A 14,623-nucleotide genomic window follows, 5' to 3' on the forward strand; every position below is an offset into this window, starting at 1 on the left:
GCACCCTAGCTGCGCGGCTCCGCTATCGGCGGCAACTCGCACCGAAAGCTGGGGCGAGGGTGCGGCTCTCAGTTGAACGGGTACTGCCCGCCGCCCGCGCCGCCACCCTGGTTGTTCGGCGTGGCGATGTCGATGATGTTCTGGACCAGTTCGACGACGGCCCGGCCGACATCGAGAACACCGTTGCCGAGGGTCGAGAATTCCTGCGCGATGTAGTGGAGCATCTTGTTCGTCCTCACGTGTGGCGAGCCGAATAGTGCTCTCCCAGCGTGCCACACGCGGCGATCAGGAGTTGAGGAAGTTCAGGATCAGCAGCGTCAACGGGGCGGTGATCTCGAAGGTTGTCTGCAAGACGTACAGCCCGAGACCGGCGATGGCGGCATAGTTGTCGGAGAGATACTGCAGGGCGTCGTCCACGGTGTGCTCCTCTGATCGAAGTGGGTCAGGCGAAGAATCCCTGGAGCAGGGGAGTGCCCAGCTCGATGACGACCTTGGCCACGGTCAAACTCATGTTCCCGAGGCCGATGACCACCGTTCCGATCAGGTCGTAGTTGGCCTCGGCGAAATCACGTAGCGACTGCATGATGGCTCCTCTCGGTCCCGACCCATAGCTATCTGCTGTGACCAGCGTCTCACAGCCGAGGGTACTCGCCAAGGGTTGCGACGGTGTCGTCGCAGGTAATCGGCCATTTCGGCGTTGCGGACCGATGCGGCACCCCCCCAGTTATGAATGAGATTGCATCATCATGCATAATCATTTGTAGCAACGGCGTGAGCCGAACCGGCGGCCGGAGCATCCATACTGCTCAGGGCAGCCCTTTACGTACCAGACTTCGAGGAGCACAACAGACATGTCCGATCGCGTCGTACTCGCCTACTCCGGTGGGCTTGACACCTCCGTCGCCATCAGCTGGATCGCGAAGGAGACCGGTTCCGAGGTGGTGGCCGTGGCCATCGACCTGGGCCAGGGCGGCGAGGACATGAGCGCGATCCGACAGCGCGCACTGGACTGCGGCGCCGTCGAGGCCATCGTGGTCGACGCGCGCGACGAGTTCGCCGACGAGTACTGCCTGCCCACCATCCAGGCCAACGCCATGTACATGGGCCAGTACCCGCTCGTCTCGGCCATCAGCCGTCCGCTGATCGTCAAGCACCTCGTCGAGGCCGCGAAGTTCCACAACGCCACCACCGTCTCGCACGGCTGCACCGGCAAGGGCAACGACCAGGTCCGCTTCGAGGTCGGCATCGGCGCGCTCGCGCCCGACCTCGAGGTCATCGCCCCGGTTCGCGACTACGCCTGGACCCGCGAGAAGGCCATCGCCTTCGCCGAGCAGAACAGCCTGCCGATCAACGTCACCAAGAAGTCGCCGTTCTCCATCGACCAGAACGTGTGGGGTCGCGCTGTCGAGACCGGGTTCCTCGAGGACCTGTGGAACGCGCCGACCAAGGACGTCTACGACTACACCGCCGACGCGACGGTGAATTTCGAGGCGCCCGACGAGGTCATCATCACCTTCGAGAAGGGTGTGCCGGTCGCCATCGACGGCCGCCCGGTCTCGGTGCTGCAGGCCATCGAGGAGATGAACCAGCGCGCGGGTCGTCAGGGTGTCGGCCGTCTCGACATGGTCGAGGACCGGCTCGTCGGCATCAAGAGCCGCGAGATCTACGAGGCACCGGGCGCCATCGCGCTGATCACCGCGCACCAGGCTCTCGAAGCCGTCACCGTCGAGCGTGAACTGGCCCGCTACAAGCGCCAGGTCGAGCAGCGCTGGGGCGAGCTGGCCTACGACGGCCTGTGGTTCTCCCCGCTCAAGCGCGCGCTCGACGCCTTCATCTCCGACACCCAGCAGACCGTGACCGGCGAGATCCGGATGGTGCTGCACGGTGGGTCCGCGGTCGTCAACGGCCGTCGTTCCGAGCAGTCGCTCTACGACTTCAACCTGGCCACCTACGACGAGGGCGACACCTTCGACCAGTCCCTGGCCAAGGGCTTCGTCCAGATCCACGGCCTGTCCTCGAAGGTCGCCGCCCGCCGCGACCTGAATCAGAAATAATACGGGGAGAACCGCCCTCGTAGTCTCGATACCGGCCGGTCCCCACGGATCGGCCGGTGTCGTCATCATCCATGCCCGCCATCCCGACCGGAGGAGACATCGACTATGACCCACAGTGGAACCAACGAAGGTGCGCTCTGGGGTGGGCGATTCGCTTCTGGTCCGGCCGAGGCGATGGCGGCATTGAGCAAGTCGACCCACTTCGACTGGGTGCTGGCGCCCTATGACATTCGCGCCTCCAAGGCGCACGCCCGGGTGCTGCACAAAGCCGGGCTGCTCGCCGACGATGATCTGCCCGCCATGCTCGCCGGTCTGGACGCGCTCGCCGCCGACGTCGCCTCGGGCGCCTACGGCCCGGCCGATTCCGACGAGGATGTACACGGTGCGCTCGAGCGTGGGCTGATCGAGCGGGTCGGCACCGAGCTCGGTGGTCGGCTGCGGGCCGGTCGCTCGCGCAACGACCAGGTGGCGACCCTGTTCCGGATGTGGCTGCGCGACGGTGTGCGTCGCGTCGCCGCCGGTGTGCTCGACGTGGTCGACGCCCTGGTCGCGCAGGCCGCCGCACACCCCGACGCCGTGATGCCGGGCAAGACCCACCTGCAAGCCGCGCAGCCGGTGCTCCTCTCTCATCACCTGCTCGCCCACGCGCATCCGCTACTGCGCGATCTGGAACGCCTGCGCGACTTCGACAAACGCGCCGCCATCTCGCCGTACGGTTCGGGCGCGCTGGCCGGTTCCTCGCTGGGTCTGGACCCCGAGCAGATCGCCACGGAGCTGAATTTCACTGCTTCCGCGGCCAATTCGATCGACGCCACCTCCTCCCGTGACTTCGCCGCCGAGGCGGCATTCGTGCTGGCCATGATCGGTGTCGATCTGAGCCGGATGGCCGAAGAGGTCATCATCTGGAGCACACCGGAATTCGGCTACGTCACCCTCGCTGACGCCTGGTCGACCGGTTCGTCGATCATGCCGCAGAAGAAGAACCCCGATGTCTCGGAGCTGACCCGCGGCAAGGCGGGCCGCCTGATCGGCAACCTGACCGGTCTGCTGGCAACGCTGAAAGCCCAACCGCTGGCCTACAACCGGGACCTCCAGGAGGACAAGGAGCCCCTGTTCGACTCGGTCGCTCAGCTGGAACTGCTCCTCCCCGCCATCGCGGGATTGGTCGGCACTCTCACCTTCCACACCGACCGAATGGCCGAATTGGCCCCTGCCGGTTTCACTCTCGCCACCGACATCGCCGAATGGATGGTGCGCCAAGGTGTTCCGTTCCGCGTCGCCCACGAAGCGGCCGGTGCGTGTGTGCGGGTAGCCGAGTCGCGTGGAGTCGGCCTCGACGAACTGACCGACGCCGAATTCGCCGCCGTCGATCCGGCACTGACTGCCGGTGTGCGCGAAGTGCTCACGGTGCAGGGCTCCATCGCCTCGCGCAGCGCACGCGGCGGTACCGCCGGTGCGCGGGTGGCCGAGCAGCTCGACGAGGTTCGCAAGACCGCCGACGACGCACGCGCCTGGCTGCGCTGACCGGCAGGTGGTGACTTCACCCACCACCTGCTTGCCAAGTGGTTGCCGGTGTGACAGCTTGGCAGTGAGCCCGAACGGGGCTCCCGGACGAGGGTAGCCGTACCCGGAGTGCGACAAGACGGCCACAGGAGGCTCGTCATGTCGTGGATTCTGCTCATTATCTCCGGTGTACTGGAAGCGGTGTGGGCCACCGCGCTGGGCCGGACCGAAGGGTTCACCCGACTCGTTCCGACCGTGGTGTTCGGCGTAGCCCTGGCCGCCAGCATGACCGGACTCGCGCTGGCCATGCGCGATCTTCCCGTCGGCACCGCGTATGCGGTCTGGGTTGGCATCGGCGCCGTGCTGACCGTCGTCTATGCCATGGTCACCGGCGCGGAGGCGTTCTCGGTTGTGAAGGCCGTGTTCCTGGTGATGATCGTTGCCGGTGTGGTCGGGCTGAAAATGGCGCACTGAACTCGGTGGGGCGCACGGGTTTCTAGAGCTCGGCGTGTACGCGGAAACCCGAGTCACGCAGTGCTTCCAGGACGTCGTCGCGGTGCGCGGAGCCGCGGGTTTCCACGGTGAGCGACACCTCGACCTCGTCGACAGCCAACCACGGACCCGTCCGTGAGTGCACGACATCCACCACGCTCGCGCCCGCGCGCCCGACCACGGCGAGCAGTGCGGACAGCGCGCCCGGCCGGTCATCGATCGTGACGTGCATGGCCAGGTAGCGGCCCGCGGCGCTGAGACCGTGGCCGATCACGCGAGTGAGCAACAGCGGGTCGATATTTCCGCCCGACAAGATGGTCACCACCGGGCCGGGCGGGTCCTCGAGAGCGGAGGTGAGCAAGGCGGCGACGCCCGCCGCACCCGCGGGTTCGACGACGAGTTTGGCCCGTTCGAGGCAGAGCAACAGTGCTCTCGACAGGGCGTCCTCGTCGACGGTGACGATCTCGGACACCAGCTCGGCGACGTGGGCGAAAGGCACCGCACCGGGTAGCCCGACCGCGATACCGTCGGCCATCGTCGACATTCGCGGCACCCGGACCGGCCTGCCCGCCACCAGCGAATCCGGCCACGCCGCCGCCTCGGCCGCCTGCACGCCGATCACCCGGACATTCGGCGCCAACGCGTGCAATGCCACCGCGACACCCGCGAGCAGCCCACCACCACCGGTCGGCACGACCACCGTGCCCACCTCGGGAACCTGCTCGAGGATTTCCAGCGCGACCGTCGCCTGACCGGCGACGATATCGGGATGGTCGAAGGGATGGATCAGGGTCGCGCCGGTCCGATCGGCGAATTCCTGTGCGGCGACCAAGGATTCGTCGATTGTGTCACCCACCAGATGCACGTCGGCACCGTAGGCGCGGGTAGCGACCAGCTTCGGTAGCGAGGCCCCGACCGGCATGAACACCGTCGAGGCGATCCCGAGTTCGCTCGCCGCCCACGCCACTCCTTGCGCATGATTGCCCGCGCTGGCCGCCACCACACCCCGCGCCCGATCCGCCGCGGGCAGATTCGCGATCCGGTTATAGGCCCCGCGCGGCTTGAACGACCCGGTCCGCTGCAAGTTCTCGCATTTGAGTAGCACCCGCGTGCCCGCCCGCTCCGACAACACCCGCGACCCCACGATCGGCGTCCGCCGGATCACCGGCGCCAGCAGTCGCGCGGCTTCCTCGATCCGCTCCAGTCCCACGGTCTCCATCGGCCACATAGTGCCAGGTTCGGCATCGTGAGTCGGGTATCCAGGTGTTGCGTCCATATTGTGCAGTGATCAACCGCCCAGCCAGTGGCTCAGGGGAGTCGCGACGATGTGGCGATGTTGTGGGCGATGGTGCCGAGGCGGGTGAGGCGGGCATCGCCCAGCGGGGTGAGTTTGCCGCCGAGGCGGTTGGTGACGAAGGCGAGGGAGAGGCCGGTTTCGGGATCGGCGAAGGCGCCGGAGCCGCCGAGGCCGAAGTGGCCGAAGGCGGAGATCGGGTCGGCCTTGGAGGGTTTCATCGGGACGCCGTGGAAGCCCATGGCCCAGGGGATGCGGAATGCCAGGACGTAGTCGGGAGTGAAGACCTGACGGGTGGCGAACCGGGGGATCGAGTCGGGGGAGAGGATGCGGGTGCCGTCGAGTTCACCGCCGTTGGCGAGGGCGGCGTAGACGCGGGCCAAGGCGCGGGCGGAGAAGACGCCGTTCACGCCGGGCATCACCGAATCATGGACGCGCGCATCGACTATCAGGTCAGCGAACCCGCGCGGGGTGGTTTCCGCCGCGGCGGCGAAACGGGTGCGGGTCAGCAGATCGGAGCCGGTGTCCCAGTCCATGCCCGCGGCGCGCAGCCGCGGGAAGGTGGTGGCGATGCGGTGGCGCTGGTCGTGCGGTACGCGGAACCAGAGTTCCTCGGCGCCAAGGGGTTCGGCGAGCTCGGTGCGCACGACATCGACGAACTCACGACCCGTGACCCGCGCGACGATCTCGGCGGCCAGGTGCCCGTAGCTGATTCCGTGATAGCCGCTGGTGAGCTGGCGCCGTGGGTCGGGAGTAGCCGCGGCCAGGGCGGCGGTGACGGCGTTGTCGTCGAGGAAACTCTCGATCGGGCCCGGCAGCAGACCGCGCAGCCGGTGCAGGCCGGCCCGGTGGGTGAGCACATCACGCACGGTGATGTCAGCCTTGCCCGCTGCGGCGAACTCGGGCCAGTACTCGGCGACGGGGCTGTTGTAATCGAGCTGCCCACGATCGGCCAACTGGTGAATCACCGTGGAAGCCACGCCTTTTCCGGTGGAGAAACCCAATGCCACCGAATCGGCTGTCCACGGCACACCCGGACTCGCGTAGCCCGCCCACACGTCAACCACCGGCTCGCCGTGCAGATACACACACAGCGCGCCACCGCCGTGCGAGGGCTTGCGGAACAGATGGTCGAAGACACTGACCAAACGGACGAAACGGCGATCCACCGACTGCGCTGTCGAAACTCCCATCCTCCGAGCATGCCATCACGCACTAGGGACCGGTCGGTACGGTGATCGTTTCCCAACTGTCACATCGAACAGCCCGCGCGCAATACACGGTCCATAGCATGTTCGCATGCCCCCGAGACGACGATCGGCGCTGCTGGCAAGGCTTGTGGTCGATGAGCCAGGCCGACCGCAGGTCATTCTCGGCGAACTGCGCCGGGTGATCCTCGACGGTGCCGTACCGCCGTGCACCGTGATCCCGCTGCGCGAAGTCGCCGAGTTGTTCGGGGTGAGTCACATCCCGGTCCGCGAGGCGCTCAAGACGCTGATCGGGGAGGGGCTGGTCACCCACCGCCCGCAGCGCGGCTATCAGGTGGCCCAGCTCACCGCCCGTGAACTGCGCGAAATGTACATCGTGCGTGACACTTTGGAGACGGCATCACTTGCCGCCGCCGCGCTGCACGCCGATGAGCCCGAACGCGCACACCTGCTCGCGGTGAACGAGCTACTCGAACGCGCCATCCTCGACGACGATCCCGCGGCCTACCAGCGACAGTCGCGCAGCTTCCATGTGGCGCTCACGAGGCCGTCGCGGATGTTCCGGCTGCTGCACATGCTCGAAGCCGCGTGGAATGTCACCGAACCGGTGCAGTCGATGGTCCACATCGACCGGCTCGACCGCGAGCGCCTGCACATCGACCACATCGCCATGCTCGACGCGTTCCTCGCACGCGATATCGACCGCCTGCTCGTCGCCGCCGACGAGCACCACCGCAGGCTGGAAACGGTGGTAGCGACCCTGCCGACCGACACCGGACTGCTCGCGCCGGAAGATATATCTTCGGTGCAATAGGCGTGAAATTCCCGGGAAACCGCAGGGCAACCGCTGATACTTACCGTCAGTTCAGCAGATGTACCTTTTCGGACGGGAACGATCATGACCGACACCATTACGTCCTCGGCGATTCCCGCCGGTGAACCACCCACCTATGATCCGCGGCTGACGAACGAGGACCTGGCGCCGCTCCGCAAGCAGAGTTGGGGCACCTACAATATCTTCGCGTTCTGGATGTCGGATGTGCACAGCGTCGGCGGATATGTCACGGCGGGAAGTCTTTTCGCACTCGGCCTGGCCAGCTGGCAGGTGCTCGCCGCGTTGCTCATCGGCATCACCATCGTGTATTTCTTCTGCAATCTGGTGGCGAAACCGAGTCAGATGACCGGTGTGCCCTATCCGGTGATCTGCCGCAGCGCGTTCGGCGTGCTCGGGGCGAACATCCCCGCGATCATCCGCGGGTTGATCGCGGTGGCCTGGTACGGAATTCAGACGTTCCTCGCGTCGGCGGCATTGGATGTCGTTCTGGTGAAACTGTTTCCGGGGTTGGCACCCTACGCGATCACTGCTGATTACGGTTTCCTCGGACTGTCGGCGCTCGGCTGGGGCAGCTTCCTGCTGCTGTGGGTGCTGCAGGCGTGCGTGTTCTGGCGCGGCATGGAATCGATCCGCAAGTTCATCGACTTCTGCGGCCCCGCTGTGTATGTCGTGATGTTCCTGCTCTGCGGATACCTCATCGCGAAGGCCGGTTGGAGTGCCATCGACCTGAACCTCGGCGATGTGAGATACACCGGCTGGGCGTCGGTGCCGGTCATGCTCGGCGCGATCGCGCTCGTGGTGTCGTATTTCTCGGGGCCGATGCTCAACTTCGGCGACTTCTCCCGATACGGCAAGAGTTTCGCCGCGGTGAAGAAAGGGAATTTCCTCGGGCTCCCGGTGAATTTCCTGGTCTTCTCGGTGCTGGTCGTGGTCACCGCCTCGCTGACATTGCCGGTGTACGGCGAGCTCATCACCGATCCGGTCGCCACCGTCGCCAAGATCGACTCTACTTTCGCGATCGTGCTCGGTGCGCTCACCTTCACCATCGCCACCATCGGTATCAATATCGTCGCCAACTTCATCTCGCCGGCTTTCGATTTCTCGAATGTGAGTCCACAGCGGATCAGCTGGCGGGCGGGCGGCATGATCGCGGCGGTCGGTTCGGTGCTGATCACGCCATGGAATCTGTACAACAATCCCGATGTGATCCACTACACCCTCGAGGTGCTCGGCGCCTTCATCGGACCGTTGTTCGGGGTGCTGATCTGTGATTACTACCTGGTGCGCAAGCAGCAGGTATTCGTCGACGATCTGTTCACGATGTCGGAGCAGGGGACCTACTACTACACGAAGGGCTATCACCCGGCCGCGATCATCGCGACCGCCGTCGCCGCCGTGATCGCGGTGTTCCCGGTGCTGGCCAACAGCCTGCCCGGCATGCACACCGCCGCCCAGTACAGCTGGTTCATCGGCTGCGGCATCGGCTTCGTTGTCTACTATCTGCTGACCGGCGCCAGGCGCGCGGCCGCTGCCGAGGAGGTCGGTGTCTGATGCGCATCCGGGTCGTCAACCCGAACACCACGCGGGCGATGACCGACACGATCGAGCAGTGCGCACTGGCCGTCGCAGGCCGGGGCACACTGCTCGACGCGGTTACCTCCGAGATCGGGCCCGCCTCCATCGAGAGCCACTACGACGAGGCGATGAGCGTGCCGGGCCTGCTCGCCGCGATCCGGCAGGGCGAGGTCGACGGCGTGGACGGGTATGTCATCGCCTGCTTCGGTGATCCGGGATTGGACGCGGCACGGGAACTGGCCTCGGGGCCGGTGATCGGGATCGCCGAGGCGGCCATGCACACCGCGAGTCATCTCGGTCGCGGATTCAGTGTCGTCACGACGCTCGGACGCACCATCGGGCGGGCCGCCGATCTGGCGGAACACTATGGGATGCAACGGTTCTGCCGGGGGATCCACGCGTGTGAGATACCGGTACTCGCGCTCGATACCGACCCGGACGCGCGCAAGATCGTCACCGAGGCCTGCCGGGCGGCCATCGCGCAGGACGAGTCCGACGCTGTGGTGCTCGGGTGCGCGGGAATGGCCGATCTGTGCGCGCACATTCGCGACGAGATCGGGGTGCCGGTGATCGACGGTGTCGCGGCGGCGACGTTGACCGTGCAGTCGCTGCTGACTATGGGGTTGCGCAAGTCGGGTAGGGGAGAGTTCGCGACACCGCCGCCGAAGATCTATGCGGGTCTGCTGGAATCCTTCGGCTCGTGAATGCTGTTCAGACGCCGGCGGTCTCGATGCTCAGTGCGTTGAGCACTGCCTCGAGATCGCCGACGTCGACGACCAGGCGGGTGAAGTCGGGCCCGTCCAGGTCGATCCGAACCGCGCTGCCGCCGAAGGTGGTGTCCCAGAACTCTTTGCGGCCCTTGCCGCGATAGACCCCCGCGGCGATCACGCCGGGGATGAAGGTGCCGGGAGCGCGGACCCACGGGGGCCGCAGGTCCACCTCGGCGGTGGCGATCTCGGTGATCGCCGCACGGTCGATCACGACCTGCTGGCGCAGGGCGAGTAGGCGATGCCCACCGAGCACATTGACCGTCACCGTGTCGTCGTTGATCTCGACCTCGACCATCACATACCTCACTCGCCGTCGCGGGGACCGTTCGAAGTCCAGCTTCGCCGGGTGGCCTGTTCGCGGACTGTGGTGAGCCTGTGATTTCGCCAAGGAACTAAGAAACATCGACAGATGTAGATATGCGCATCTATCCGGTCTTTGACCAGGGAAGGCCCGAATGCAAGAGATCGCAGGGACGGCCCGGTCAGGGCTGGTGGGCCTGACCGGCGATCTCGAGCACCTGGGCGAGCCATGGCGTGAACTTGCCGGGGTTCTCCGCCATATCGGCACGCACGGCCTGTGGAGGGAGCCACGCCCAGTGGGCGATCTCCGCCGGGTCCGGCCGTGGCGGCAGGTCGCCGACGACACCGATCAAGACGTGGTCGTATTCGTATTCGATGCGTCCGGTCGTCTCGTCGCCGGCGCGGTAGGTGAACACACCGACCTCGGTGAGCTCGGCCGCCATCCCGAACTCCTCACGCAACCGGATCGCGGCGGCCTCGGTCACCGCCTGACCGGGCGCCGGATGCCCACAGCAGGTGTTGGCCCACTGCAGCGGGAACCTGGTCTTCACCGCGGCGCGCTGCTGGAGCAGGACGTGCCCGTCCCGGTCGAACAGCAGCACGGAGAAGGCGCGGTGGAGCGTGCCCGGTGGCCGATGAGCATCGGCCACCGAGCACGCTCCGATCGCTACACCTGATTCGTCGACCAACTCGACAGGCAGGGCTTCACGGTCGGTCGACGGGTCGGCGAGCTGTTCGGTCACCTGGCCACCTTATCGGCGACGATCATCAGGTACTGGAAGCTCCCCTCGCGGTAGGCGGTGAGAAAGGGCTGCTCGACGCCGGTGGCGAGCTCGGAATGGGTGCGCAGATCCCAGTACGGGATGGTGTCGGGGGTGAGGTCGACAACCGTGGTCGGTACAAGGCCGCTGTCGGACAGGGCGCGGAAGTACTCGCTACGCGGGTGGATCATGCAGCCGTAGTGCGCGTCGATCCAGCTGACCGAGGCGGACCGGCCACCGGTGACATCGTTGGAACAGCCGGTGATGCACACGTAGCGGCCGCCTGGTTCGAGCACGCGAGCGAATTCGTCGAAGAGATCGAAAAGGTCGACGTACATGGTGGTTTCGTTGGTCCAGATGGCGCGGGCCGACTCGTCGGCGAAGCCGGTATCGAGCATATTGCGGAAGTGGAACCCGACCCGCTCGGTCACCCCGCGGGTCTTGGCCTGATCGTTGGCGAAGCCGACCTGGTACTCGGAGATGCTCACCCCGTCGACGTGGCAGCCGAACCGGTCGGCGGCCATGAAGCTGGTGCCGCCGCGCCCGGATCCACCGTCGATCAGGCGGTCGTCGGGGGTGATGCCGCCGAGGTTGTCTAGCAGATAGTCGGCCTGCGCGGTTTCGAGGCGGTGCAGTTCGCGCACGATCCGTTCCTGGCGGGTCTGTTCGGGGCCCTCGATCACCGACCAGTCGGGTTCGCCGATGCCGTAGTGGTGGTGGTAGAGGCCGTCGACCTTGCCCAGTTCGGTGTTGACCCGGTCGTCGTTGGGATTGTTGTTCCAGTACGCCGCGACCGAACGCTGGTAGGTGGTGCGCAGGACCGTGCGGTCGGGGGTGTTGACGATGGTCATCTGTCGTCCTCTCCTGGGGTGGTGTCGTGGTAGCGGCGGCTGCCCGCGTGCCAGGCGCGGTTGCCACCCATCCAGGCCCACAGGCCGGCCAGGAAGCGGCGCAGCTGGGGTGAGCCCGAGGCGGCGAGCGGGGCCGCCTCCCGTTCGAAGCGGTGCATCAATTCGTCGTGGATCTGGGCTGTTCGCTGCACGGCCTCGGCCCGGCTGCAGCCCTCCTCGGCGGCCAGGACCGTCGGCAGGTTGAATTCCCTGCCACCCGAAAGGTCCTCGCGCGCCATCGAATACAGGTCGTTCACCATCTGGGCGGCCAGCGCGGCGGTGGTGACCACCCGTCGGACCGCGGGGTCGGCGTAGTCGGCGGCGCTGAGTTCATAGCCGCCGACCGCGTCGATGGGTGCCATGCACGGCAGGAAACTATGTGGCTGCCGATTGGTCAGATACTCCCAGACCGGTGGCATCCGGTTCGCCGTGCGCCAGCCCGCCTCGGCACCGAGTGCGATGAACCATCCCGCGATCTCGGTGCGTAACCGGGCGAGCTGGGCCGGGCTCGCGTACCCCGCCAGGTGCGCGAACGAGGTGCGGAACGCGCGCAGGATCGGGTCGGCCTGCATGGCCTGTTCGAGCCTGGGTGCGTAGCGGACGGGTAGATGGGCTGGATCCATTGCGGCGGCGGCCAATTCGAGCCGTGGCCCGAGTTCGGCGGCGGCGCTGGACGGGGTGCCGTCGGGTGCGGTGTCGCCAGGGGCGTCCTCCTCGCAGTAGTAGTCGTCGACCGACCATTCCGCCACCGCGCAGCGCGCGGCGCCGAGCAGCAGGTCTGGGTCGTCGCAATCGGGATGGGCGAGCATGATCAGGCGTCCGAAATCGGCCTTGCCGAGCTCGTCGAGGCGTCCTTCGTAGAGCCCGATCTCGGCAGCCCAGGCGAGCAGACCCGTATTGACGGCCTCAGCCAATGCCGGGTCGTCACGCTCGGGAGGTGGGCAGTAGAGCGTCGGAATGGTTTGTGGTCCACCGGAATTCGATGATCCGGCAGGGGAGTGCTGCGTCGGGAACAATCGCAGGCCGGCAGTGCCCAGCCCGGTCGGGCCGAGTAGACGACGTGGCGTGATGGTGTCGACCCGGTGCGGCGCGTGGGTGGCGGCCTCGGACGGTGAGAGTGAAGCCCGTTGGGTGAGCGGTGATTTCGGGGCGCTGGGTCGGGGTATCGACAGCAGTGACGAGGTTTGCCGGGGGAGTGGCGCGGCGCCCGCGAATAGGTCGGCCGGGGCGGTGGCACCGTGTAACAGGGCCGCCACCGCGACCGCCAGATCGCCGGCTGCGATCGGGGCACCGGCCCTGGTGAGGATAGACACGGCCCGCGCCGATCAGTCGGCTCGGCGCGCGACGAGCACGTCGTCGAGCACGCCGAGCGCATCGGGAACGAGCACAGCTGCGGAGTAATAGCAGCTCACCAGGTACGACATGATCGACTGGTCGTCGATCTGCTTGAACCGGACGTTGAGGCTCGGCTCGTATTCGTCGGGAATGCCCGTCTGATGCAGACCTACGACGCCCTGATCCTTCTCACCGATGCGCATCGCCATGATCGATGTGGTCTGGGTATCGCTGACCGGGATCTTGCCGCACGGCAGCAACGGCACCCCGCGCCAAGCGGGCACCCGGTGCCCCTGGAACTCCACGGGATCGGGATACAGGCCGCGGCGGGTACATTCGCGACCGAACGCGGCGATCGCTTTCGGGTGTGCGAGAAGGAATTTGGTGCCGCGCCGCATGCTGAGCAGCTCGTCCATGTCGTCGGGAGTCGGCGCTCCGGATTCGGTGGTGATGCGCTGTTTGAGATCGCAGTTGTGCAGCAGACCGAACTCCGGGTTGTTCACCAGGTCGTGCTCGCGCCGCTCATAGAGTGCTTCGACGGTGAGTCGCAACTGTTGGTCGACCTGGTTCATCGGATCGTTGAACAGATCGGCGACGCGAGTGTGGATCCGCAGCACGCTCTGGGCCAGGCTGAGTTCGTATTCGCGGGGGCTGGCGTCGTAGTCGACGAAGGTGCCCTCGAGCAGGGGTTCGCCAGAGTGACCGGACGAGATCTCGATATCGGCTTCGCCCTTGGAGTTCTTGATCCGGCTCGACAGCTGGGCCGCTTCGGCGCGGATCTGAGCCAATTCCGGGTTCAGCTCGAGGAATTGCTCGAACTGCTGTCGAGGCAGGCAGAGAATGGTGGTTTTGGTCACGGTCTTCACCGTGTCCGGCCAGATCGCCGAGGGATCGGTGAGCATTTCCTCGCCGTAATAGTCGCCGCCGGACAGCATGCCGAGTTTGGTGGACTCGCCGTACTCACCGGAGCCGAGCCGGGCGAGTTTCCCGTGGACGACGAGGATCACCTGATCCATCGGATTGCCGAATTCGGCGACGACTGTTCCCGGATCGAGGTCGTATTGCACGAAGTTCTCCGCCAGCGGCCGCAACAGCTGATCGTCGTCGATATCACGCAGCGGCGGAAGTTCCCGCAGTTCCTGGGGAATCACCCTGGCCCGGGATCCGTCGACGACGAATTCGACTTCCCCGTTGCCGACGGTATGGGTGAGCCTGCGGTTGACCCGGTAGATACCGCCCGCGACCTGCACCCATGGCAGTGCGCGCGACAACCAGCGCGAGCTGATGCCCTGCATCTGCGGTTCGGACTTGGTGGTATGTGTGAGCTTCTGCGCGGCCGTGGTACTCAGGCTCTTGCGCACGGAATTGTCTGTGGGCAGCGGCATTTCGATGGTCATGGCATTGGTCCTCACCTCGGGACGGAAATTTGCACGGCCGATCGACCTGTGCGGCGCGACGGTGCGCGACAGGCTTAAGGGGTGGGTAACAGTGCGAAGCGAATGGTCCTGCGCGAAATAGATGGTCCAGCGCGGAGAAGTCTGGCATGTGAAACGGTGTTGCACGAAACCTGATGTGTGTCAGTACGTTCCGGACGTCAACGATGGTA

16 protein-coding genes and 1 riboswitch are annotated in these 14,623 nt (G+C 66.1%); of the genes, 6 read left to right on the forward strand and 10 right to left on the reverse strand.

Features of this window, described 5'->3' with window-relative positions; all coding sequences use genetic code 11:
• Positions 1-68: 68 nt before the first annotated feature.
• From ACFXKN_RS15880 to ACFXKN_RS15890, 3 genes are all read right to left on the reverse strand, one after another.
• A complete protein-coding gene (locus tag ACFXKN_RS15880; RefSeq protein ID WP_378917529.1) occupies positions 69-224 on the reverse strand; it encodes a hypothetical protein in 156 nt (51 codons plus the stop codon).
• A 61-nt stretch (positions 225-285) separates the two neighbouring features.
• Positions 286-417, reverse strand: coding sequence for a hypothetical protein (locus tag ACFXKN_RS15885; protein ID WP_378955464.1), 132 nt, complete (start codon positions 415-417; stop codon positions 286-288).
• 25 nt (positions 418-442) lie between these two features.
• Positions 443-583, reverse strand: coding sequence for a hypothetical protein (locus ACFXKN_RS15890; protein WP_379433254.1), 141 nt, complete (start codon positions 581-583; stop codon positions 443-445).
• A gap of 268 nt (positions 584-851) precedes the next feature.
• On the opposite strand from ACFXKN_RS15890, the gene ACFXKN_RS15895 reads away from it, so the two are divergent.
• From ACFXKN_RS15895 to ACFXKN_RS15905, 3 genes are all read left to right on the forward strand, one after another.
• Entirely contained in the window at positions 852-2,054 is a 1,203-nt protein-coding gene (locus ACFXKN_RS15895) for an argininosuccinate synthase (protein WP_378955446.1), read from the forward strand.
• A gap of 105 nt (positions 2,055-2,159) precedes the next feature.
• The gene (gene argH / locus ACFXKN_RS15900; RefSeq protein WP_378955432.1) at positions 2,160-3,578 is read left to right on the forward strand and encodes an argininosuccinate lyase; all 1,419 of its coding nucleotides are present in this window, start codon (positions 2,160-2,162) and stop codon (positions 3,576-3,578) included.
• A 63-nt stretch (positions 3,579-3,641) separates the two neighbouring features.
• A riboswitch (guanidine-III (ykkC-III) riboswitch) is annotated at positions 3,642-3,706 on the forward strand.
• Positions 3,707-3,716: 10 nt separating this feature from the next.
• Positions 3,717-4,031 carry a DMT family transporter gene (locus tag ACFXKN_RS15905; RefSeq protein ID WP_378955418.1) on the forward strand — a complete coding sequence of 105 codons (315 nt, stop codon included), beginning with the start codon at positions 3,717-3,719 and terminating at the stop codon, positions 4,029-4,031.
• Positions 4,032-4,053: 22 nt separating this feature from the next.
• On the opposite strand, the gene ilvA is transcribed toward ACFXKN_RS15905, so the two are convergent.
• Positions 4,054-5,277, reverse strand: coding sequence for a threonine ammonia-lyase (gene ilvA, locus ACFXKN_RS15910; RefSeq protein ID WP_378955407.1), 1,224 nt, complete (start codon positions 5,275-5,277; stop codon positions 4,054-4,056).
• Between the two features lie 80 nt (positions 5,278-5,357).
• A complete protein-coding gene (locus tag ACFXKN_RS15915) occupies positions 5,358-6,536 on the reverse strand; it encodes a serine hydrolase domain-containing protein (RefSeq protein WP_378955387.1) in 1,179 nt (392 codons plus the stop codon).
• 106 nt (positions 6,537-6,642) lie between these two features.
• Here ACFXKN_RS15915 and ACFXKN_RS15920 point away from each other — a divergent pair, with 106 nt between their 5' ends.
• From ACFXKN_RS15920 to ACFXKN_RS15930, 3 genes are all read left to right on the forward strand, one after another.
• Positions 6,643-7,365 (forward strand): GntR family transcriptional regulator, encoded by a 723-nt coding sequence (locus tag ACFXKN_RS15920; RefSeq protein ID WP_378955379.1) that lies wholly within the window; start codon positions 6,643-6,645, stop codon positions 7,363-7,365.
• 84 nt (positions 7,366-7,449) lie between these two features.
• Positions 7,450-8,937: an NCS1 family nucleobase:cation symporter-1 gene (locus ACFXKN_RS15925; RefSeq protein ID WP_378955360.1), complete on the forward strand. Its 1,488-nt coding sequence runs from the start codon at positions 7,450-7,452 to the stop codon at positions 8,935-8,937.
• The gene (locus tag ACFXKN_RS15930) at positions 8,937-9,665 is read left to right on the forward strand and encodes an aspartate/glutamate racemase family protein (protein ID WP_378955353.1); all 729 of its coding nucleotides are present in this window, start codon (positions 8,937-8,939) and stop codon (positions 9,663-9,665) included. The genes ACFXKN_RS15925 and ACFXKN_RS15930 overlap by 1 nt, the downstream gene beginning before the upstream one ends.
• Before the next feature lie 7 nt (positions 9,666-9,672).
• Here ACFXKN_RS15930 and ACFXKN_RS15935 read toward each other — a convergent pair whose 3' ends face one another.
• From ACFXKN_RS15935 to ACFXKN_RS15955, 5 genes are all read right to left on the reverse strand, one after another.
• Positions 9,673-10,026 (reverse strand): hypothetical protein, encoded by a 354-nt coding sequence (locus ACFXKN_RS15935; RefSeq protein ID WP_378955346.1) that lies wholly within the window; start codon positions 10,024-10,026, stop codon positions 9,673-9,675.
• Positions 10,027-10,213: 187 nt separating this feature from the next.
• Positions 10,214-10,774, reverse strand: coding sequence for an isopentenyl-diphosphate Delta-isomerase (idi, locus tag ACFXKN_RS15940; protein ID WP_378955342.1), 561 nt, complete (start codon positions 10,772-10,774; stop codon positions 10,214-10,216).
• A complete protein-coding gene (locus ACFXKN_RS15945) occupies positions 10,771-11,643 on the reverse strand; it encodes a geranyl diphosphate 2-C-methyltransferase (protein ID WP_378955326.1) in 873 nt (290 codons plus the stop codon). The genes idi and ACFXKN_RS15945 overlap by 4 nt, the downstream gene beginning before the upstream one ends.
• Positions 11,640-12,995 carry a family 2 encapsulin nanocompartment cargo protein terpene cyclase gene (locus ACFXKN_RS15950; protein WP_378955287.1) on the reverse strand — a complete coding sequence of 452 codons (1,356 nt, stop codon included), beginning with the start codon at positions 12,993-12,995 and terminating at the stop codon, positions 11,640-11,642. The genes ACFXKN_RS15945 and ACFXKN_RS15950 overlap by 4 nt, the downstream gene beginning before the upstream one ends.
• Positions 12,996-13,007: 12 nt before the next feature.
• The gene (locus ACFXKN_RS15955) at positions 13,008-14,579 is read right to left on the reverse strand and encodes a family 2B encapsulin nanocompartment shell protein (protein ID WP_378955254.1); all 1,572 of its coding nucleotides are present in this window, start codon (positions 14,577-14,579) and stop codon (positions 13,008-13,010) included.
• Positions 14,580-14,623 lie beyond the last annotated feature (44 nt).

This window comes from Nocardia sp. NPDC059195 (assembly GCF_042754695.1).
Lineage (GTDB): Bacteria > Actinomycetota > Actinomycetes > Mycobacteriales > Mycobacteriaceae > Nocardia.